We start from the raw sequence: 20,358 nt of genomic DNA on the forward strand, positions 1-20,358 counted from the left end.
TCGCTCACAGCCGGAAGAAGCCGCGCCGCGCGAACAGCGGTGCGGAGATGCTGGCGACCAGCAGCGGATCGCAATGCAGTTCCTCGACGCGCTGCACCTCGTTGCTCGAGCCCATGATCAGCGGCACGCGCTGGTGCAGGCTCTGCGCCGATAGCTCGAGGATGCGCTCGCGCCCGGTCGTGGCGGAGCCGCCGGCCTGTTCGATGATCATGGCCATCGGGTGCGCCTCGTAGGTGAGGCGCAAGCGGCCGTCGCCATAGCCGGGGCGCGCGTCCGAGGGATAGAGGAACACGCCGCCGCGGGTGAGTATTCGGTAGGCCTCCGCAACCAGCGAGCCGATCCAGCGCATGTTGAAATTGTGGTTGGCGGGCCCTTCGACGCCGGCAAGACATTCGTCGACGAAGGCGCGGACCGGCGTATCCCAGTGGCGGCGGTTCGACGCATTGATCGCGAATTCTTCGCACGTCTCGGAGATCTGCACGGCGCTGCGCGCGAGGCGGAAGCAGCCCGCCCTGCGGTCGAGCGTGAAGATGTCGACGCCGTCGCCGAGCGTCAGCACCAGTGAGGTCTGCGGCCCATAGGTGACGAACCCCGCGGCAAGCTGCGCCGAGCCGCGCTGATGGAAGGCGAGAGCCAGGTCATCCGGGGCAGGCAGGATCGAGAAGATCGTGCCGACGGTCATGTTGATGTCGATGTTGGAGGAGCCGTCGAGCGGATCGATCGCGACGCAGATTTTTGCCTCGCGGTCGCCGATTTGCGGCTCGCGCATCTCCTCCGACGCGAGCGCCGCGATCGGCAGTCTGCTGAGACAGCGGCGCAGGATCGCATCGGCCTGGAGGTCGAGGTCGCGCTGGAGATCGCCGTCGCTGTTGCGGCCGGTGGTCAGGCCCGATGCGTCCGCGGAATCGCCGGTGGCGATGAGGTCGGCGATCTCGATCGCCGCCGCCGCGATGGCATCGACTGCGGCTGCCACGGCCAGCGCATGCGGCGCCGTCTCGGAATACCGTTGAAGGTGGTCGTCCAACCTGAGTTGCCCGGTCATCTGCGTCCATCCCCTTGCGGGCGCCGCTTCCAGTTCCCTCCCCGCTGGAGGTCGGTGCGGTCGGTCCCAACACGAGGAGATTGACAGGGGCGGCTTAATAAGGAAAATTTCTATTCATAATGAGTGCCAAAGAATTTTCTTATAATGGCCCCGGCCACGCAGCGGCCCAGCTCCGGCATCTGACGATCCGGCAGCTGCGCTCGCTTGCGGCGCTCTCGGCGAAGGGCAGCGTCACTGCGGCCTCGAGCCAGCTCGGCCTGACCCAGCCAGCCGTCACCCAGCAGCTCCGGCAGCTCCAGGACCTCGCCGGCCTGCCGCTGGTGCAGCGGACCGGCGACGGCATGCTGCTGACGGAGGCAGGCAAGGAGGTGCTGACGCTCGCCGAACGCGTCGAGGCCGCGATCATGGACTGCCAGGGCGCGCTCGATCTGCTCGCTGGACGGACCGGCGGCACGGTGCATCTCGGCGCGGTCTCGACCGCGAAATACTTCGTGCCGCATGCGATCGCGGCGTTCTCGAAGCGGCATCCGAAGATCGAGATCAAGCTCACGATCGGCAATCGCGAGGAGATCCGCGAGGCCATGCACGGCTACGATCTCGATTTCGCCGTGATGGGTCGGCCACCGGCCGACGTCAGCGTCGACGTGCGTCAGCTCGGGCGCAATCCGCACATCATCGTCGCGCGCAAGGGACACTGGCTGGGGAAGGATTCCGGCCTCAACCTGACCGACCTCGTGCACGAGACCTTCCTCACCCGCGAGCCGGGATCAGGGACGCGCACGCTGATGGAAGGCATGTTCCAGAGATCGGATCTCGAGCCGATCATCGGCATGGAGATGAGCAGCAACGAGACCATCAAGCAGGCCGTCATCGCCGGGCTCGGCATCGCCTTCATCTCGGCCCACACGGTGGCGCATGAGCTCGCCGAAGGTCGTCTCATCGTGCTCGATGTCGCGGGCCTTCCGATCGTCCGGCAATGGTACGTGATCCGCCGCAGCGACAAGGTGCTGCTGCCACCGGCGCAGGCGATGTTCGATTTCCTGGGCTCCGAGGGCTCGAACTATTTGCCCGACGTGCCCGAGTTCGGCGGGCAATAGCCTGCCGATACTCACCCCATCAGCTTCATCGCGATCGTCGCGGCCAGAACGACGATGATCTGGAGCAGACGCTCCGTCGTGAAGATGCGGTTGAAGGTGGTCATCGCTTGGCCCGGCCGACGTAGGAGATCTCGATCGGCGTGTTGCTAGCACACGCGGGCGCCGAGATAACTCCGTAGTCGCCACGGATCCTGCCGGTGCGCCGAAACATGTGATCGCCTGGAACCCGACAAGTTTCGAACGATTCAAATCATCCTGCGCGGAATGGCCGCGCGGTCACTTTGTTCATGCACACAGTGACTTCGCGTGCACGGATGCGCCTTACCCCGCATCCGGCCGTGCAATGGGGAATCCGGGCGAGTTTTGAAAGAGTCGGGGAGGGCGCGATGAGCCACATCGCCGCCGCGGGAGAGCTTTTGTCTGCCGCAAGCTACATGTCCAAGCGCAATTTTTCGGGTATCGGAGGCGTGTTGACCGCGCTGATGACGTCAGCTGCGTTCTTCGCCAGTCCGCAGGCCTTTGCGCAATCCACGCCCGCGCAAGGCGTGACGATTCCATCCGTCACCGTGACCGCGCCGGACGCACAGCGCCGTACCAATCCCGCTTCGGCCGCACGCCGGTCGAGCGGCACGCGGAGCCGCCGGACGCAAACGGCACGGCGGCCGGGGACGACCGCCGCGCCACAACCCTTCCTGCCATCGCAGGACGCGCGCACCGGCACCGTCGGCTATTTCGCCAACAGCACCTCCGTCGCCACCAAGTCGAACACGCCCATCGTCAACATCCCGCAATCGCTTTCCGTCATCACCCAGCAGCAAATCCGCGACCAGAATTATCAGGGCTTGACCGATGTCACGCGCTACGTCCCGAGCGTCGCCGTCCACCAGGGCGAAGGCAATCGCGACGAGCTCGTCATCCGCGGCGTCGATTCCAGCGCCAACTTCTTCGTCAACGGCTTTCGTGACGACGTGCAATATTTCCGCGACCTGTACAACGCGCAAAGCATCGAGGTGCTGAAGGGCCCGAGCGCCCTGACCTTCGGCCGCGGCGCCGGCGGCGGCGTGCTCAACCGCACCTTCAAGGAGGCCGATGGCACCCGCATCTACCAGGCGACGGGGCAAACGGGCTCGTGGGGCGACCGGCGCGTCACGCTCGACGCGGGCCAAGCCGTCAACGACAACGTGGCGGCACGGCTGAACGTGTTCTACGAGGGCAGCGATGCCTTCCGCGACTTCAATCATCTCGAGCGCTACGGCATCAACCCGACCGTCACGCTGAAGCCCGACGACTTCACCAAGATCAAGCTGTCCTACGAATATTACCACGACGGCCGCACCGCCGATCGCGGCAATCCCTCGCAGGGCCTTCCCGGCGGCGTCACGCGATTCAATCCGACGACACCGTTCGCGCCGAACGGCAATCTTCAGACCTTCTTCGGCAGCCCCAGCCTCAACACCGCGCAGGCGACCGTGCAGACCGGCATGGCGATCATCGAGCACGACTTCCAGAACGGACTGTCGGTGCGCAACGGCACGATGGCGGCCGACTACCAGAAGTTCTACCAGAACGTCTATCCCACCGGCGGGCCGCTCGCCGGTGCCGTCAACGCAGCCGACACCGCGGTCAACCTTGGCGCCTATCAGCACACGACCAACCGCGACAACGTCTTCAACCAGACCGACTTCACCTACAAGGGCTGGACTGGGCCGATCGCGCACACGGTGGGCTTCGGCACCGAGTTCGGCCGCCAGACCGGTGTCGACATCCGCAACACCGGCGTCTTCCCGAACGGCACCAACACCATCGTGCAGAACCCGTTCGCTCCGACCTATTTCGGACCGGTCACCTTCGTCCACCACTTCACCGGCACCAACACCGATGGCGTCACGACACCGGATTCGAACAGTAAATATGCGCTCAACGTCGAGTCCGGTTACCTGCGCGACACCATCGAATTCTCACGCGCGCTCCAGCTCATCGTGGGCACGCGGTTCGACCGCCTCGAGATGTCGGCGCTGGACATGAACACCAACCTCAACCGCAACCGCACCGACAATCTGGTGTCGCCGCAAGCGGCCGTCCTCCTCAAGCCGATGGAGACGATGTCGGTCTACACCGCCTACAGCATCTCCTATTTGCCCGCGTCCGGCGACCAGTTCTCCTCGCTCAACGACGGCACGCTGATCCTCCAGCCGCAGAAGTTCGAGAACACCGAGGTCGGCATGAAGTGGAACATCAATCCGAGGCTGCTGTTCTCGACCGCGATCTACAACCTCAACCGCACCAACCAGCCGATCGCGGACGGCAACAATCCCGGCTTCTTCCTGCCCTCCGGCAGCACGCTGACGCGCGGCTTCGAGGCGAGCCTCGTCGGCTACGTCACCGAGCAATGGCAGTCCACGCTCGGTTATGCCTATACCGATGCGAAGATCACCAGCGCGACGTCGGCGACCGTGGTGCCGGGCAATCGCGTGCAGCTGGTGCCGTACAATCAGTTCGCCTGGTGGAACAAGTACCAGTTCACGCCGATGTGGGCGGCCGCGCTCGGCATCATCTATTTCGGCGATTCCTTTGCATCGTCGGATGACACGGTGAGACTGCCGAGCTTCGTGCGCTTCGATGCCGGCGTCTACGCCACGATCGATGCCAACTGGCGAGCGCAGCTCACGGTCGAGAACATCTTCAACCGCGGCTATTGGGCGTCCGCCGACGGCAACAACAACATCTCGCCCGGCCAGGGCCGCACCGTGAGGGTCCAGGCGAGCTACCGGTTCTGACGGCTATGGCGCGAACGTCTGCGTCCCATCGCGTGTCGTTCGCGCCGTTCGTCATCGATACGAATACCTGTGATGGTTAACGATCAGGCAGCGCGCTGGACGGCGGCGTAATCCGCGCGCGCGGCGAAATAGGCTTCCAGCTCCGACAGCGCCCGCGCTTCCCACTCGCTCGCCTGCTCCAGAAGCGACCAGCTCTGGCCCGGGCGGAATGCAGCGGTCTGGCGATAGAGCGATGCGATGCCGCGATAGCGGCGCACGTTCTCAAAGATGGCGTGACCGTTCATGTTCAAAAACTCCCTCGTCATTCCCGGGGGAGAAATTGCGGCCAAATCTTTTTCGAAAAGTTAGCGGCGCGCACCAAGCTCGCGGATGGTTGCCGGACTGTTGCGCCGGCGCAACGCGCCCCTTCCGCACGAGGCGGATTTATTGCGAATTCGTTGCCGTGCTCTCGCCCGAGGGCTTCAGCCCGCCGCGGCTGATCATTGCCATCATCTCGCGGCAGAGATCGGCAAGGCCGATCAAGAGCACCGCGAGCAGGCAGAACAGGTTGATGGAATCCGCGCCCGCGCTGGAGAGCGGCATGAACTGGAAGAACGGCGGGATGAACGCCCACCACACCAGCGGAACGGTGAGCAGCGCGGCGAACACCGCCGCCGGCGCGCCCGCGACGATTCCGAGCACGAACAGGCTAGGCAGGAACGCCGCGAAATAGAGCTTGGCGCCGAGTGCGACGCAGACGCCTTGAAGCGCGGCCGACACCGCGACGACGATAAATCCGAGCAGAAACGCCTGCCACGACCATGGCCGTACCCGCGGTACGCCAACCAGTCCCGCACGCCTCATCAGCCTCCCCCTGCCGCCCGTTAACCGGGCTCGCTTGCGACCAAAGTACTACAGCCGCAGGGAAACCGCGAGACGGAAATCGCACGGTGCCGGGCTGCGTATCCAGGGCTTGGTAAACGGCCGCGGGCACGATCGTACCGCTACTCTGTCGCCGCATAGAGCAGGCCCGCGACGGGCAGAGCAAGGCCAATGGCCGACGCCAGCGTCCAGCCGCCTTGCGCGAAGGCCCAGGCGCCAACCGCAGAGCCGGCAGCGCCGGCGGCGAAGAACGTCGCCATATAGAGGCCGTTGAGACGGCTGCGGTGCTCATGCCCGAGCGCGAAGATGGCGCGGAAGCCCAGCACGACGTTCCCCTGGACACCGATATCGATAGCGATCGCGGCCACGACCAGGCAGGCGAGATTCAGCGTCGAGCCGGCCGCACCGACATAGGTCACCAGGAAGCCGGCGGCCGCGAGCAGCATGGCGACCAGCGTCGCGATGCGGCTATGGCCGCGATCGGCGAGCCGTCCCGCGATTGGCGCGGCGAACACGCCGGCGACGCCGGCGAGCGCGAACAGCGCGATGCCGCGCTGGGAGAAGCCGAATTCACTGGCGAGCTGGAGTGGCGCCACCGTCCAGAACAGGGTGAAGGCACCGAACAGGCTCGCCTGATAGAGCGCGCGGCGCCGGAGCAGCGGCGTGGTCCGCGCCAGATGCGGCATCGACAGCAGCAGCGTGCCGTAATGCATGCGCGCGACCGGCTTGCGCTTGGGCAACGTCGTCCACAACACCGCCGCGAGCACGATCATCAGCGCGGCGGACATGAAGAACACCGCGTGCCATGACAGCGCTGCCGTGACAAAGCTCGACACCGGCCGCGCCAGCATGATGCCCAGCATCAATCCGGTCGAGACATTGCCGACGACGCGGCCGCGAATGGCTTCCGGCGCAAGGTGTGCAGCGTAGGGAATGATGATCTGCACGGCGACCGAGCCGAGGCCGATGAACAGCGCGGCGATCAGGAACGGCAGCGCGTGGGTGGCGAACGCGGCGGCCAGAAGCGCCGCGGCGCCGAGCGTGATGACAGAGCAGATCAGCGCGCGGTTCTCGACGAGGTCGCCGAGCGGCACGATGAAGAGAAGCCCCACGCCGTAGCCGATCTGCGTCATGGTGACGATCAGCCCGGCCGCCGCATGCGAGAGGCCGAGCGCGGCGCTGATCGGGGCGATCAGCGGCTGGGCGTAGTAGATGTTGGCGGCGACCATGCCGCAGGCCGCGGCAAGCACGAAGGTCAGTCGCTGCGACACCGCATCCGGCCCGGGTGCGGTCTCGATCGTGGCATTCATCGTCATTCCAACAGACTCCAGATATCGGGAATGATCATTCCCTAATATGACACAAATTCAGTCGAGCAGTTTCATCGCGACGCCGACCAGGCGCTCGCCGTCGAGCGGCAGGCGCGCCTTGCCGACGACGCGCATTCCCTGCGTGATGCAGATCATCAGCCGCGCGGTGTCGTCGGTCGCAACATGGGCGGGAATCGAGCCATCGGCCTGGCCCTCGCGAATGAGGCCGGCGATGAAGGCCTCGTTGGTCTCGAGCTGGGCGTTGACGCGGGCACGGACGTCCGGATCGAGCGCGGCGAGCTCGACCGCGCCGCCGACCACGATGCAGCCGCGACGGCCCTCGATCCCCTGGGAGTGCTCGACATAGGACAGCAACATATGGCGCAGTCGCTCGCGACCGTTGGCGCCGCGCGCCGCCGCGCTGCGGGTCTGCTCCCGGCGCACCGCGGCATAGCGCTCGAAAGCGGCCAGGAACACGGCCTGCTTGTCGCGAAACGCCTTGTAGACACTGCCGGTGGCAAGCCGCATCGCGGCTGTCAGGTCGCCGATCGAGGTGGCATGATAGCCCCGCTCGCAAAATACGCGTACGGCGCGGTCGAGCGCGGTGTCCATGTCGAATTCCCGGGGACGGCCGGGTGGACGGGCAGCAGGCTGGGGACGGCGCGCGGCTTTTTGCATTGCGGGATAATAGGGAATGATTGTTCCCGAATCAAGGCACGGAGTTGTGAATGGGGGGTGGATGGAAGGCACGCTCTCTCCGCATCGTCATTGCGAGCGTAGCGACTTGTCCGCCGAAGCTTCAGCGAAGGCGGAAGCAATCCAGAATCCCTCCGCGGAAAGGCTCTGGATTGCTTCGCTGCGCCCGCAATGACGGAGCAAGGGGCATCGGCGTCGTCCTCCAAGTACCACAGTCATTCCCCGCGACCCGGCTACGCCAAGGCTTCGCCGGGGCTGAGGTCCAGGGCCGCCGAAGCTTTAGCGTAGGCGGCAAGCGGGGAATCCAGTACGCCGCGGCCTCTCGGCTCAATCACAGCCGTCTCTGCAATGCTGGATCGCCCGGTCAAGCCGGGCGACGACAGCGAGTGCCTGGTCGCAGACACGCCTTCGCATCCTCGCGGCCCAATTCGCCCGAGCTTTGCTTGGTCGCTCCACCCTCTCTAAGCCAAGAGGGCGCAGGGAAGGCCGGGTGCTGACCTCGCACCCGCGGTCCGCTGCGCGAAGATGGTGCGCAGGGAAACCGCACAGCAGCAGGTGGTGCCAATCACTCGGCCTTCCCTGCGCGATGGTTGGACGGCTTATGCCGTGCTCTCCCGGGAGCCGAATTCCTTCTGGCCTCCCTCACGCCTGCGAAAGTCACCAGCACCGCGCCGGTTGACGCGACTGCCGCATTCGCAAAGCACTTGACCGTAGCAACGACGGCCAGGACCACACGACTTGATGTCTAGCTGTTTTTGCCCTTGGGGGAAACTCTAGAAACCCCTGCAAATCAAGGATTTCTGTGAGTTTTCGGCCCGGCCCGGCGACCCGGTGGAAACGCGCTGGGCCCTAATAGGCCCTAGTTTCACAACCTGCCGTTTTGGGCGAGAATTTGGGCCGCGCCCGGCGAGGTTTGATCCGGTCGGGCCGCGCCCGATGGCCCGGCGGTTCGCGGCGCGCGGGCCTGCTGGATGCGATGGCGCGGCTTGCCCGGGGTCCTGTGGCCTGCCGCTCCGGGCGCTGTGCGGCCGTCCTGCGGCCTGGACGCTGGCGCTGAAGCCTGACCGCTCGCCCGATGCTGCAGCCTGTCCGTGGCCTCGCCCTGATAGGCGCGGTTCTCGATGTTGCCTGCTCTCGCTTGCCTGTTGATGTGGATCAATGTGAACCGCTCCGTCGTGGATGCACTGGCAGGAGCGTTCATCCAGTCAGGGAGGTTGCCATGATCATCAATTCGGAAATGGTCTCTCGCCGAAAAGCCCTTTCTCTCATGGGATTAGCTGCTGCGTTCGGCCTCGCGACCGTTCCTACGGCACTGACAGTATCCGAGGCTGAGGCTCAGACAGTTGGTATGGAGCGGCGTCAGGATCGGCGTGAAGGGCGGCATCAGCGGCGTGACGACCGTCGCATGGGGCGTACCGAGCGACGTGAGGAACGGCGCACAGGTACAGCTGCGGGCGCGGCTCCAGCGGGTACAACTACCGGCGCAGCCAAGTAATTTCACTGCTCGGCGAAGCTAACGTCCGTGGGGGTCACACTCACTGGACGAGAAAGACATCATTCTGCAAGCCAACCTAGCTTTCCATGCATTTGGCTCGGCGTCTTTGACGCCCGCAAAAAGGGAGGGTTACGTCATGTTTTGCTGCGCACACAACGACAGACCATCTGCTATCCCGAGCCGGCTGTGCAAAGTTGCAACAGGCCGGCATAAGCGATCCTACGCCGCGCTGCTCGGCGCTACGATGCTGATGTCGCTATCGCTGTCCGGACCGGCCACCACACCGGCGGTAGCGCAAACACCGCAGAAACCAAACATTCTCTTCATCATGGGCGATGACATCGGCTGGATGCAGCCGCGCATCTACCATCAAGGGCTCATGGTCGGCGAGACGCCCAACATCGACCGCATCGGACAAGAGGGCGCCAAGTTCATGCACTATTACGCCGAGCAGAGCTGCACGGCGGGGCGCAACGCGTTCTTCACCGGTATGAACCCGCTGCGCACCGGCATGATCCCGCCGCAGCTGCCGGGAAGCCCGACCTACCTGAAGCCGGGCACGCCGACGCTCGCATGGTTCCTGCGCGACCTCGGCTACAACACCGGCGAGTTCGGCAAAAATCACCTGGGCGACCACACCGACGCGTTGCCGACCGCCCACGGCTTCCATGAGTTCTGGGGCTATCTATACCACCTGGATGCGATGCAGGGCGTGAGCTTCCCGGACATTAACAAGACCCCGACCCAGCAGACCGTCGCCCCACCTTGCAGAAACACACCGATCCCGGGTCTTGCGGAAGTGCCGGGCGCGGTGGATCCGAAGATGGTGACGAAGACAAAGACCTGCCTGACGCCGCCGCGTCCGGTCATCTGGTGCAAGTCCTCCGACGGAACGGCGAAGAACCAGACATGCCAGGACCAGGGCCCGCTGACCCTCGAGCGTTCGAAAGGGGTGGACGAGGAAATTTCGGCCAAGGTCATCGACTTCCTCGACCGCAACGATCCCAAGAAGACCAACAAGCCGTTCTTCGTCTGGTACAACCCGGCGCGCATGCACGTCACGACCGTGCTTAACGACAAGTACATGGCCATGGTCGGCGAGCCCGGCGGCAAGGATTGGGGCGTCAACGAAGCCGGTATGAAACAGATGGATGACAATATCGGCTACGTGCTGCAGAAGCTGGAAGAGATGGGCCAGCTCAACAACACCATCGTTGCCTTCACCACTGATAACGGCGCCGAGACCTTCACCTTTCCTGACGGCGGCGTCACGCCGTTCAAGGGCTCGAAGATGAACACTTGGGAAGGTGGCATGCGCGCGCCGATGGTCATCCGCTGGCCGGGCGTCATCAAGCCAGGCACGGTGAAGGAGGAGATCTTCGCCTCGCTCGACTGGCTGCCCACGCTCGTCGATATCGCCGGCGGCCCCAAGGGCGACGGCCTCAAGGCGCAAATCGAGGCCGGCAGCTATCCGGGCATCGTCAAGACCACGCTCGACGGTTTCAATCAGCGCGACTATCTGGAGGGAAAGACCGAGAAGTCCGCGCGCGACGTCTTCTTCTACTATTCCAGCGCGCATCCGTCGGCGGTGCGCTACAAGAATTGGAAGATGTATTTCGCGATTGCGCCCGAAACCGCGACCGGGTTCGTGAACCCGGGTGTCCAGACGATGTTCGCTGCCGGCATGGTAAACCTCAAGCGCGATCCATTCGAGATGTCGTGGGGCACCGAGAAAAAGGCGGGTTTCTGGTTCGGCGGCGCGCTCGCTGGGCCGGCTACAGCTTACATATACGACTGGAACCTGCTGCCCATCGGTCAGGCGCCATCTCGTGTCGGGACGACCGGCAAGGGGCATGAGCAGCGACGGCTTTTCGCACTGTGCAAGTGCCGCTGCGCTCGGTGACGTGATGGACGTGCGGCGACGGTCTGCGCGTGGGGTCCTTTGAAGCTTAAAATGAAGCGGGGGGACCGCGCGACCGCTCCGTATGAATATATTTGCAAATCATCACACCGCCCTAAATTATGCACCACCTCGTACACAATGGCGGTTTACGATAGGCCAAATGCTTGATGACCGCTTTTGCCTCGTGAGCGGACATCCTCAGCTAAACCAGTCATGTCCGGAAAGGGGCCAGCAGGCGACAATGCGGGGCGCGCGAGAGCCGCGTTCGGAAATGCGTTCTCACCAGACAAGGACGTAGAGAACGTAAAGCGAATAGCCGATGACGAGAATGCCCATCATCACTGAGAGCCATGTTAGGATTTTATCATGGTTCATTAGTCGTCTACTCGAGTTTCCATCAGTTGGTTTTTCGCTGTCGTTGGGCGTACTCGGCCCCCCATCCAAGTCCCAAGGTAACCGAGATCAGCGAGCCGAACAGCACGCCGAGCTTCGCCGCATCGAGCAACTTGTCGTCGCTAAAGGCGAGCATGGCAATGAAGATCGACATGGTGAAGCCGATGCCGGCGAGCAGCCCGACGAGACAAACGCCGCTCCATGACACGTCCGGCGCGAGGCGGCACCAGCCCGTGCGCACCGCAAGCCACGTCGCCCCGATCACACCGACCGGCTTTCCCGCACACAGCGCGAGTGCGACGCCGAGCGTCACGAACTGAGCGTCGCCTGATAGCTCCATACCTTTGAAACTGACACCCGCATTAGCCAGCGCGAAGACCGGCATGATGGCGTAGGCGACCCAGGGATGCAGTGCCATCTCCACACGAATGACGGGCGGCACGATCCAGGGATGCCGCGACCGTGCCGGTGTGATCAGCCCAAGCACGACGCCTGCGAGCGTCGGATGAACGCCTGCCACGAGAAAGCCCGCCCAGACGATGAACGCCGGCACGACATAAGCATAGGCGGAACCGATCCCGAGGCGCTGAAAGCCGAGCGCCATGACAACGCCGAGCGCCGCGACGGCGAAGCCGCTGGGATCGAGTCCGCTGGTGTAGAACAGCGCGATGATGAGAACCGCGATGATGTCGTCGATGATAGCGAGCGCCAGCAGAAAGACCCGAATGCTGCCTGGGATCGATTTGCCGAGCAGCGCGAGCACGCCGACGGCGAAAGCGATATCGGTGGCGGTCGGTATCGCCCAGCCATGGCCGCGCCCCGGAACGGCGTTGAAGCTCAGATAGATCAGCGCAGGAACGACGACTCCGCCGAATGCCGCCAGCACCGGCAAAATAGCTTGATCGAACCTGCTCAGCCCGCCCTCGTGGATCTCGCGGCGAATCTCCATGCCGACGACGAGGAAGAACATCGTCATCAGCGCGTCGTTGATCCAGAAATGCAGCGGCCTTTCGAAAGCAAATGCGCCGAGGCGAAGTGGAATCGTCAGGCTCCAGACGTCATGATACGAATGGGCCAACGGCGAGTTGGCCCACAGCAATGCGGCCGCCGCGGCCGCGAGCAGCACAATCCCGCTGATCGCCTCGACATGCAGGAAGTGCTGGAGTGTCGCGAGCGCTCGCTCGGCAAGAGATTGGGACTTTAAAGGGTTTCTGCTGGGCAGTTGATCGTTCATGGGCACACGCACCCTGCGTGGCGGCCCGACCATCGCTTAACCTGTCACTGCTTTATGCAGTGAGCACCCATGGTCCTTCTACACAACAGAGCCGAGAACGCAACTGTGATGTCGCCTTCGGGTCATTCGCGTCGTTTTGACCCTGCGCTGACTACTTCCGGTTTCCATCCAACACCGAACATATCGTTGCGCTTAGGTCGTTCACGCCGAGACCGGCCCGCGCCGTCACTTGCTCTGCTGCTTGGCCGCCCACAGCCTGTACGCCTCATCCTCGTAGGGGTCAGGTTCTGTCGGCGGCGGGATCAGCTTCGCGCCCTCCGCGCGGAAGTGGTCGAGACCGCGCCCCAGCTTACGACCGGCCAATGTGTGCTGGTCGCGCGCCCAGTCGGGGATTGTCGGTGCGAAATCCTCCAGCGATGACCGCAGGCCAATGGCGGCTGCGAAGTGACAGCCCGCGCGAGACTTCGGCGCGCGTGCCATCATGCGGATCGCGTTGCCAACCATCAGCCGGGCTTCACCGATCTTGCTGTCGTAACGCGCTTTCGACTGCGCCATTGCGGCTGCGACGAACGGAACGACGTGCGGCGCAGCCAGCGAGTCGAGGTCTTCATGGCAGATGACCTCCAACCTGTTGCAGACCATCGAATGGAAGGCTTTCGAGGTGTGCATCAGCTCGACGGCGAATTCCATCGCCTCTCGCTCAAGGCCGCGCCTGATGCTCTTCTGCATCGCGGAGACACAAGCCATCGCGGGAAGGCCGTGCTTGATGTCGGGGATCATCGGCCTGTCCCCTTGACGGCGACAACGATGGTCTCGCCCGCGACCTTGGACGCGGCGAGCGCGCGGGCCTGTTCGGCGCTGTAGGCGTAGACGATGAATAGCGGCTTCGGGTTCTGGCCCGCGACGGGCTGAAAGACGGTGAAGGGTTTCGGGTTTCGCACTGGCTTGCTCCGGGGTTGTGGGCGGCGGTGCCGTCCTGTCCCGGTTCAGCCACCAGTGGCCGTTGCAGTAAAACCAAGTTTCGCTCGGAAATTCATTATCCCCGCCAACCGTGGTGTGCCCGCTGCGCCGTCCCGCTATCTCTAGCGGCTTGCCTGTCCATCGTGACCGGGCGCATCCTCACTCGCATGGCCGTGGGGACGAGGCGAAGTCATTGCAAAGGCGTTGCCGGATGATGTGCGTGATGCGCGGAGCCGACAAAGAGGATCGCGGCGGCAGCGTGACCACGATGACCCTCGCCGTTATTCTCCCATGATCGTGCGGCGTCCCTCCGGCTGACGCTCCGTTTTCCAGTAGCATCAATGGAGGCGACTAATGAAGCCGATAGGACCGCTTGCAGCGACCGTCGTTTGCGCCGCTCTGATACTGCCACGCTTAGCCACCGCCCAAACGGCACCGGCAATCTCTCCCTCGATCACCACGCCGGACAAAGTTGAGACACGCCTCGGTACGCTCGATTTCAAGGACGGCATGCCCAGCCCAGCGACGCTGGCGAAGGTCTACGACAACCTCGACTTCACCCATGCCTTCGAGGCATTCGTGAACACCTTCCAAGGCGTGAACGCCGCCGCCGCCCGCAAGGGTGTTCTTGATATCGGGATCAAGGACAACGAGATCGCCGTATTCGGCAACCTGATGGACGCCAAGTCGCTCTTTATGACGGCGAACGCGGACACCGTCTATTTCTTCGGTTTCATCGACTTGAACAAGGGGCCTATGGTTTTAGAGACGCCGCCGAAGGCGCTCGCCACGATTGATGACATGTGGTGGCGCTGGGTCACCGATTTCGGCCTCCCCGGTCCTGATCGTGGAACGGGCGGCAAATACCTTCTGCTGCCGCCCGGCTACGATGGCCCGGTCCCCGAGGGCGGCTTCTATGTTGCCCGCGCGCGGACCACCCGCGTCCTGATCTTGGGGCGCATGTTCATGGAGAACAACGATCCCAAGCCCTCCGCCGAGCTGATCCGAAAATTCACCAAGATCTACCCCTATGAAGCCGGAGGCGTCGGCACACCCATCGCCGAATTCCTTGACGGCAAGGCCAAACTTGGCCGTGTCACTGAACCGCCGCCGACTGTGTTCCACGAAGTCAGCGGCAAGGTCATGAACACCGTTCCGCCCAACGACTGGACCTATTACGAAATGCTCAACCAGATCGTGCAGGACGAGCCAGCCACCTCGCTCGACCCCGAGCTGATGGGACCGCTCGCTGCCATCGGCATCATCAAGGGCAAGCCGTTCGCGCCCGATGCACGCATGAAGAAAATCCTGACTGAGGCGCTCGCGCTCGCCAACGCCACCTCGCGCAGCCTGCTCATGCATCCGCGCAATCCCACCTGGTTCTACTATCCCGGTTCGGCGTGGTTCAACCAGCTGTTCATCAGCGGTTACGAGTTCGAGACGCCCATTCCAATGATTGAGGGGCCGATCCGGGGGGAAATGCAAATTCCTGAAGCCGCCAAACCCTTCCCGCCCACCGGCTTCCGCACGCTGGATGCGCGCACCAGTTTCTTCTATGGCGTCACCGGCATCACGCCCGCGATGGCGATGCGCATGACCGGCATCGGCTCGCAGTACCTGTTCACGTCACTGGATGCCGACAAGAATTATTTCGACGGCGCCAAGACCTACAAGGTGGCGCTGCCGAAAGGCATTCCCGCCGAGAAATTCTGGTCGTTCACGCTTTACGACAACCAGACGCGCTCAATGCTCGACACGCCGCAGCGCTACCCCCGCGCTGGTAGCCAGAGCTACCCGTCACCCGCCGCCGAACCCGACGCCGATGGTTCAACAACGGTCTACTTCAGCCCAACCCAGCCAGCGGGGATCAAGCGCGGCAACTGGATCCAGACCGATCCCACAAAGGGCTGGTTCACGATCCTGCGCTTGTACAGCCCGCTTGAACCGTTCTTCACGAAGGACTGGCGACCGAGCGAGATTGCGGTGGTGAAGTAGCCTTGTGGATCACGCGCGGGTTGTCCAAAAACGTGAACCCGGAGAGCGATGCGGTGAGACGCGAGCGCGAGGAGCAGTGGCGCTGACAGTCAGCCTCCGCAGCGAGCGGACGCGACGAGCGGCCTCATGGTCGTGACCCTCGTCCAGTGCGGTCGCTCCGTTCTGTCGAATGCAGGAGGCAAACAGTCGCCTTTTCTAGCCGGTTCCGCGCCTTGGAAGTCGGGCCGTTCGCTCGGCCTGCGCTTCTGCCGACAAGTCCATCCGCTTGCGAATTCCGATGATGTCACGGATCACCTCGGCCTCGGCGGCTGTCGGCAACCGGCTGAGGCGGAAGCAGCCCTCGCTGTCACCGTCCTGCGTCACCTCGCAGAACGGCAGCCGTTTCTTGAACCATGTCCATTGCAGCGGGCTGATTTCATCTTCCGGCGCGACGACAAGCTGCCAGCCTTTGCCGTTGCCCCATGTCGAGATGTAGCAGCCGGGACGACCACGCTGGGTCCATAAGCCATCGTCATTCCGCCGCAGGACAGACGGCGAGGCATGCAGGGCCTCGAACAGTTCAACGAGTTGAGCCTTGTCCCGGTCGGCCTCGTCGGCGGTGCGATAGGTGTTGATCATGCGCGGTTGCTTTCGCTGTTGGAGGCGGGCCGAGATGTCTGCGCCAGCACCCATCTCGGCCCTCGCGACGGCTGACCTTGTGCCGGGATTGGCCCGTCGCGGTCGGGAGCGCCGAGCAGCCGATGCCCGGCAGCGCGATCTTGTGGTAGTTGTGCGGGCAGACCGGCCAAGGAGCGAACCTGTCTGCCCGCCGCGCGTCCATCCCCAAGCCGTTGGCACGAGCCGAGAGGACGAACGCGCATCTCGTTCACCGCCGCCACGGCCAACTAAGGCCCGGCGATGATTCCGGCGATGCGTCTGCGCTCGGTGCCGTGACGAGAGCAACCGAGAGCAGCGCCAAAATGGAAACATCCTGATGGTGTTCACACGGAAGGTTTTGCGCCTGTGCCTGCCAAATCAGCGCGCATTCATCGCGCTCGACCGCGAGCAAGTCGCCCATCACCTCGGCCTCAGCCTTCTGGCGTGCTTCGAGCGACAGCGCAGCCTTGTCATCGGCTTCCGTGCTGATCTCGCGATCAAGCGCGGTAATCAGCGCATCCCGATGCAGCCACGCGACCAGCGCGAGCGCGTCGGCGGTTTCGGTGAAGGCCAGTGAACGACGCTCCGCGTGAACCTCAGATGTGAGGCTCTGCGTCTGGAAATCCACCGGCCCATCAAGCTCGATCAACCGGCTGACCGATGGCGTTCCACGCTGCGCCAATGCCTCGATCTGCTCGCGCATGCGCTGCTTGCAGAAGGCGCTCGGGTAAGGCGCGGACGCGATCCGATGCAGGTCGGCGCGCAACTCGCGAACGCGACGGCGCAAGCGCTCGATGCCCGACAGAACGTCCTCGCCCTTGTTCAGCTTCGGCGGCTCGGTCTCAACTTCTTCGAGCGTGGTGCCGTGCGGCTTCCCATCGCGCAGCCAGCTCTCGCAGGCAGCCAGCGCGGCGGATGCTGCATGCCATGCCGCCGTCCGCACCTCCCGCAATTCTGTCAGTCGCTTCAAATCGGCAGTCATCTTTTCGAGATGCTTGGTTGCGGTTTTGACGAGCGGATCATCCGGCTTGAGGTTGCGGCCAAAATCCTGCGGATGGGCCAGCAACGTCTTCAGCCGATTTTCGGCGTCAATGCGCGCCATGCTCGCTTCACGAACAGTCTCGAACTCTGGAATGAGCCGATGCGCATCGGCGGCACGCTGGCGCAGCAGCCGCAGCCGTTCGGCAGCAGCGGGCGGCAGCCACTCGATCACGTCGAGTTGCGGCTGGAGATGTATCCCAGCGGAAAACGGTTGCGGGTTCGCGGGTCCGGGTTCGAAGCTCACGTGTCGCCTCCCATGATGATCGGAGACACACGGTGACGCGGGCAGTTGGCAAAAAATACCGGGGTCGGCTCGATGGCGCGATTGAATTGCTCTGAGCGTCAGCCCCGCTCTCGCTCGCTCGCCCGCAACACCTCGCGGACTAACCTCTCGCCCGGCAGACGATCACGGGACTTCAAGATCATCCAGAAAAATTCCCTGATGGTGCCTCGATGTCGAGCGGGGCAAAGCGCCTCGGGGCCGTCGTTGTGCCAAGCGGTTGCGCGATACAGACTGAGCTTGGTGACCAGATCGGCTGCTGCTGAATTGTCGCTCACGCCGACGTAAAATCGATCCGCCGCCGCGATCAGATACCGGTCGCGCTCGTCTCGCGAAAGCATTTCAGCGGGCGTTGGATGCCCGCGACCGACCGGAAACGCACCTGCAAATGTTAATGGTCGAACCGGCTTCATGTCCTCGTGTCCAGCGGCTCGAAGCGTCCTCCTGGCACTGCTGTCTGCAACGCGACCGTCGCCGCACGTTCCAGCGCCGGAAGCGGAAGGTCGGCGCACTCGCAGCAAATAGCGCACACGGATGCCGCTGGCGGCTTCGGCACCGCTGGCATGCTCAACAACAGCCAGCCGACGCGCTGTCTCTCCCAGATCAGGCCCGAACACACGATGCAGGCTCTCATCCGACGCGGCAGATCATCCAGCCAAGAACGGGCTGCGTTCTGTAGGATCGGCACGTCGAGCGGCTGATCGACAGCAACGAGGTACGTGTCCAGCGCCCGCCAGTCTCCTGACGGTAGCGAGCGAGTTCGCTGCGGCGAGCGTGGCGGTTCATGGCGATGCTCGCTTTCACGGCCTCAAGCCTTTCGGCCTCTGGCCCCTGCGCCCACGCCGCGACCGCAGTCGCTCCGTTCCCGGCATCGCATTGAACGGATCGTTGCGAAGGAAATCCTCCGCCGCCAGCATCCGCCCGATCCGCCGTTCAAGGCACCCGATGCACAGGCAGCCGCCGTTCTCCTCCATGTCCGCAACTTTCCAAATCTTCGGCTTGACGGTGTAGACCTCCGACAAGGCATCGAAGGTTTGCTTCACCCCCTGATCATTCCAGTCGAGCGCCATCGCCTGCTCCATCTGCTTCCGGTTGAAGAACCCCGGCGCGGTGTTCACGCCGCAGTCGATGCACGCCCAGCTCTCGGGCAGCTTGCCGCGCAGGTCTGGCTTGTGGACGGTATGCTCAAACTGATCATCGGCCCCAATGTTGGCGCACCTTGCGGCGGCAACGGCTCGTCTCGTCATGCTGCTGGTCATGCTCTCGCTCCTCCCGCTGTTGTCATTGCGTGCCGGTGGTGTGCGCCTGACCGCGCTCAAATGCGATGAGGCACGCCTCGCACAGCGGCTGTGTCTCATCTTCATCGATGATCACGCTGACCCCGACCGGCCCATCGGGGCCTTGGAATTCGGGTCCGTGGGTCTTCTCGACGGCCCAGTCGGGGACGGCGACGCCCGCCTCGCGTGCTCGCTCGCCGCAGCCGGTGCAGATGATCTTGGGCGGCTTGCCCGTCGCGGGCCTGCTTCGAATGATCCTCATCGCTTGCTCCTCTCGCTTGGTTGTCACTGCCTGCGGCGGCGCGCAGCCGCCTCAGTCTCAATGTCCATCTGGACGTACTGGCGCGGATCGCTCTCCTCCGCGGCGACGGCGAGCGTGTCGAGCACGGCGTCAACGTAGCCGTCGTGGGCCGCGAGCAACTCGGTGATCACCGCGTCGGCCTCGTCACCAAGGATTTCACGGCCACGCTGGTAGACTTCGGCGAAGGGGGGGTCCGCGTCCGCGTTCACGGGACGCCCCATTTTTTTAGAAGTGGCTCGGCAAGGTGGTGGTGCTTGGTTTTGCTCTGCCAGCGGTTGTTGCAGCGCCGCGTGAGCGGTGCGCGCAACAGGTCCATCCGTCGCGGAAACCGGTACGTCACCGGTACTGGTTTTGGCTGGGTTCAGAAGTGCGTCAGAGACGGCGGTCTCTGCCGCCGTTACATACCCTCCATCCACACGGGCAGTATGCGCGGCGTGCGCATGCGCGCCGCGCTCTTGGGGTTCTTTCCTCTGGGGTTTATTCCTCTTAAGGGATTCATCACCACCCACGGAGGTTTTTTCCGGCACGGATGGAGGTTTTCCGGCATCACCAATGGTGGTTTCGACCCGATCAAAATCTCCGTCGGTGGAGGTATTGATGGGCTTGGAAATCTCCATCGGTGGAGGTTTTCCGGCTTCCGGCATTGCGAGCCGATAGATAGAGAAATGTCCGCTTCCGCGCCGTCCCGGCTTGGCGATTCCGAGCAGCCCGGCAGCGACCGCCTCGCCAAACAACCGGACTACACTCGTCTCCGACATGCCAATATCAACGGCGAGGTTTTTTGCGCTGCGCCATGCAAGGCCGGTCTCTTTGTTGATCCATTGGGTGGCGATCCTGATCGCCAGATGGGCAAACGACCGATCAACGGTGCCAGCAGCGATGCATGCGTCAACGCACTCGAACCATCGCAGCTTATCGACCGCGCCCTTGATCAAGCCCCATTTCTCATTCGAAACTTGGAGGTCGGGCCGTTTGATGTTGGTGGTCGGCATTGATGCAGCGTTCGCTTTGCGCTACATCGTCGCCGCCCGCTCAAAGGCAGTTGACGATGCAGCTTGAA

General features: G+C 63.6%; 18 protein-coding genes. 4 read left to right on the forward strand and 14 right to left on the reverse strand.

Annotation, left to right across the window (positions count from 1 at the left end):
• Nucleotides 1-4: 4 nt before the first annotated feature.
• Nucleotides 5-1,042: a class 1 fructose-bisphosphatase gene (locus ACVJ5M_RS37500; RefSeq protein ID WP_063984966.1), complete on the reverse strand. Its 1,038-nt coding sequence runs from the start codon at nucleotides 1,040-1,042 to the stop codon at nucleotides 5-7.
• A 119-nt stretch (nucleotides 1,043-1,161) separates the two neighbouring features.
• Between ACVJ5M_RS37500 and ACVJ5M_RS37505 the strand changes: the two genes are divergently transcribed.
• Both ACVJ5M_RS37505 and ACVJ5M_RS37510 read left to right on the forward strand, forming a co-directional pair.
• A complete protein-coding gene (locus tag ACVJ5M_RS37505) occupies nucleotides 1,162-2,139 on the forward strand; it encodes a LysR family transcriptional regulator (RefSeq protein WP_063984967.1) in 978 nt (325 codons plus the stop codon).
• A gap of 386 nt (nucleotides 2,140-2,525) precedes the next feature.
• Nucleotides 2,526-4,916, forward strand: a complete 2,391-nt coding sequence (locus tag ACVJ5M_RS37510; protein WP_354099719.1) for a TonB-dependent receptor — start codon at nucleotides 2,526-2,528, stop codon at nucleotides 4,914-4,916.
• Between the two features lie 83 nt (nucleotides 4,917-4,999).
• On the opposite strand, the gene ACVJ5M_RS37515 is transcribed toward ACVJ5M_RS37510, so the two are convergent.
• From ACVJ5M_RS37515 to ACVJ5M_RS37530, 4 genes are all read right to left on the reverse strand, one after another.
• Entirely contained in the window at nucleotides 5,000-5,200 is a 201-nt protein-coding gene (locus tag ACVJ5M_RS37515) for a hypothetical protein (protein WP_014497279.1), read from the reverse strand.
• 139 nt (nucleotides 5,201-5,339) lie between these two features.
• Nucleotides 5,340-5,759: a hypothetical protein gene (locus ACVJ5M_RS37520; RefSeq protein WP_063984969.1), complete on the reverse strand. Its 420-nt coding sequence runs from the start codon at nucleotides 5,757-5,759 to the stop codon at nucleotides 5,340-5,342.
• A 140-nt stretch (nucleotides 5,760-5,899) separates the two neighbouring features.
• Complete coding sequence (locus ACVJ5M_RS37525) at nucleotides 5,900-7,093, reverse strand: MFS transporter (protein WP_231144373.1); 1,194 nt, start codon at nucleotides 7,091-7,093, stop codon at nucleotides 5,900-5,902.
• Nucleotides 7,094-7,144: 51 nt separating this feature from the next.
• Nucleotides 7,145-7,765, reverse strand: a complete 621-nt coding sequence (locus tag ACVJ5M_RS37530; protein WP_063984971.1) for a TetR/AcrR family transcriptional regulator — start codon at nucleotides 7,763-7,765, stop codon at nucleotides 7,145-7,147.
• A 1,763-nt stretch (nucleotides 7,766-9,528) separates the two neighbouring features.
• Here ACVJ5M_RS37530 and ACVJ5M_RS37535 point away from each other — a divergent pair.
• Nucleotides 9,529-11,181, forward strand: a complete 1,653-nt coding sequence (locus ACVJ5M_RS37535; RefSeq protein WP_456679639.1) for an arylsulfatase — start codon at nucleotides 9,529-9,531, stop codon at nucleotides 11,179-11,181.
• Nucleotides 11,182-11,578: 397 nt separating this feature from the next.
• Here ACVJ5M_RS37535 and nhaA read toward each other — a convergent pair whose 3' ends face one another.
• From nhaA to ACVJ5M_RS37550, 3 genes are all read right to left on the reverse strand, one after another.
• Nucleotides 11,579-12,808 (reverse strand): Na+/H+ antiporter NhaA, encoded by a 1,230-nt coding sequence (gene nhaA / locus ACVJ5M_RS37540; RefSeq protein WP_231143219.1) that lies wholly within the window; start codon nucleotides 12,806-12,808, stop codon nucleotides 11,579-11,581.
• 225 nt (nucleotides 12,809-13,033) lie between these two features.
• A complete protein-coding gene (locus ACVJ5M_RS37545) occupies nucleotides 13,034-13,588 on the reverse strand; it encodes a hypothetical protein (RefSeq protein WP_231143220.1) in 555 nt (184 codons plus the stop codon).
• A complete protein-coding gene (locus ACVJ5M_RS37550; protein ID WP_231143221.1) occupies nucleotides 13,585-13,749 on the reverse strand; it encodes a hypothetical protein in 165 nt (54 codons plus the stop codon). The genes ACVJ5M_RS37545 and ACVJ5M_RS37550 overlap by 4 nt, the downstream gene beginning before the upstream one ends.
• A gap of 373 nt (nucleotides 13,750-14,122) precedes the next feature.
• Between ACVJ5M_RS37550 and ACVJ5M_RS37555 the strand changes: the two genes are divergently transcribed.
• Nucleotides 14,123-15,763, forward strand: coding sequence for a DUF1254 domain-containing protein (locus tag ACVJ5M_RS37555; protein ID WP_354097072.1), 1,641 nt, complete (start codon nucleotides 14,123-14,125; stop codon nucleotides 15,761-15,763).
• A 195-nt stretch (nucleotides 15,764-15,958) separates the two neighbouring features.
• On the opposite strand, the gene ACVJ5M_RS37560 is transcribed toward ACVJ5M_RS37555, so the two are convergent.
• The 6 genes from ACVJ5M_RS37560 to ACVJ5M_RS37585 form a co-directional block, all read right to left on the reverse strand.
• Complete coding sequence (locus ACVJ5M_RS37560) at nucleotides 15,959-16,381, reverse strand: hypothetical protein (RefSeq protein WP_231143223.1); 423 nt, start codon at nucleotides 16,379-16,381, stop codon at nucleotides 15,959-15,961.
• Nucleotides 16,382-16,628: 247 nt separating this feature from the next.
• Nucleotides 16,629-17,612, reverse strand: coding sequence for a hypothetical protein (locus tag ACVJ5M_RS37565; protein WP_456679599.1), 984 nt, complete (start codon nucleotides 17,610-17,612; stop codon nucleotides 16,629-16,631).
• Between the two features lie 170 nt (nucleotides 17,613-17,782).
• Nucleotides 17,783-18,133 carry a hypothetical protein gene (locus ACVJ5M_RS37570; protein WP_354097075.1) on the reverse strand — a complete coding sequence of 117 codons (351 nt, stop codon included), beginning with the start codon at nucleotides 18,131-18,133 and terminating at the stop codon, nucleotides 17,783-17,785.
• A gap of 387 nt (nucleotides 18,134-18,520) precedes the next feature.
• Nucleotides 18,521-18,979 (reverse strand): hypothetical protein, encoded by a 459-nt coding sequence (locus ACVJ5M_RS37575; RefSeq protein ID WP_354097076.1) that lies wholly within the window; start codon nucleotides 18,977-18,979, stop codon nucleotides 18,521-18,523.
• A gap of 22 nt (nucleotides 18,980-19,001) precedes the next feature.
• Entirely contained in the window at nucleotides 19,002-19,259 is a 258-nt protein-coding gene (locus ACVJ5M_RS37580; RefSeq protein ID WP_231143228.1) for a hypothetical protein, read from the reverse strand.
• 23 nt (nucleotides 19,260-19,282) lie between these two features.
• Nucleotides 19,283-20,290, reverse strand: coding sequence for a hypothetical protein (locus tag ACVJ5M_RS37585; protein WP_354097077.1), 1,008 nt, complete (start codon nucleotides 20,288-20,290; stop codon nucleotides 19,283-19,285).
• Nucleotides 20,291-20,358: the final 68 nt, after the last annotated feature.

The organism is Bradyrhizobium sp. S3.7.6 (genome assembly GCF_054061875.1).

Bases quoted from the DNA above. Each gene is read 5' to 3' on its own strand.
- ACVJ5M_RS37500 (WP_063984966.1), bottom strand. From the start codon at position 1,042: ATGACCGGGCAACTCAGGTTGGACGACCACCTTCAACGGTATTCCGAG.
- ACVJ5M_RS37505 (WP_063984967.1), top strand. From the start codon at position 1,162: ATGAGTGCCAAAGAATTTTCTTATAATGGCCCCGGCCACGCAGCGGCC.
- ACVJ5M_RS37510 (WP_354099719.1), top strand. From the start codon at position 2,526: ATGAGCCACATCGCCGCCGCGGGAGAGCTTTTGTCTGCCGCAAGCTAC.
- ACVJ5M_RS37515 (WP_014497279.1), bottom strand. From the start codon at position 5,200: ATGAACGGTCACGCCATCTTTGAGAACGTGCGCCGCTATCGCGGCATC.
- ACVJ5M_RS37520 (WP_063984969.1), bottom strand. From the start codon at position 5,759: ATGAGGCGTGCGGGACTGGTTGGCGTACCGCGGGTACGGCCATGGTCG.
- ACVJ5M_RS37525 (WP_231144373.1), bottom strand. From the start codon at position 7,093: ATGACGATGAATGCCACGATCGAGACCGCACCCGGGCCGGATGCGGTG.
- ACVJ5M_RS37530 (WP_063984971.1), bottom strand. From the start codon at position 7,765: ATGCAAAAAGCCGCGCGCCGTCCCCAGCCTGCTGCCCGTCCACCCGGC.
- ACVJ5M_RS37535 (WP_456679639.1), top strand. From the start codon at position 9,529: ATGTCGCTATCGCTGTCCGGACCGGCCACCACACCGGCGGTAGCGCAA.
- nhaA (WP_231143219.1), bottom strand. From the start codon at position 12,808: ATGAACGATCAACTGCCCAGCAGAAACCCTTTAAAGTCCCAATCTCTT.
- ACVJ5M_RS37545 (WP_231143220.1), bottom strand. From the start codon at position 13,588: ATGATCCCCGACATCAAGCACGGCCTTCCCGCGATGGCTTGTGTCTCC.
- ACVJ5M_RS37555 (WP_354097072.1), top strand. From the start codon at position 14,123: ATGAAGCCGATAGGACCGCTTGCAGCGACCGTCGTTTGCGCCGCTCTG.
- ACVJ5M_RS37560 (WP_231143223.1), bottom strand. From the start codon at position 16,381: ATGATCAACACCTATCGCACCGCCGACGAGGCCGACCGGGACAAGGCT.
- ACVJ5M_RS37570 (WP_354097075.1), bottom strand. From the start codon at position 18,133: ATGAAGCCGGTTCGACCATTAACATTTGCAGGTGCGTTTCCGGTCGGT.
- ACVJ5M_RS37575 (WP_354097076.1), bottom strand. From the start codon at position 18,979: ATGACCAGCAGCATGACGAGACGAGCCGTTGCCGCCGCAAGGTGCGCC.
- ACVJ5M_RS37580 (WP_231143228.1), bottom strand. From the start codon at position 19,259: ATGAGGATCATTCGAAGCAGGCCCGCGACGGGCAAGCCGCCCAAGATC.
- ACVJ5M_RS37585 (WP_354097077.1), bottom strand. From the start codon at position 20,290: ATGCCGACCACCAACATCAAACGGCCCGACCTCCAAGTTTCGAATGAG.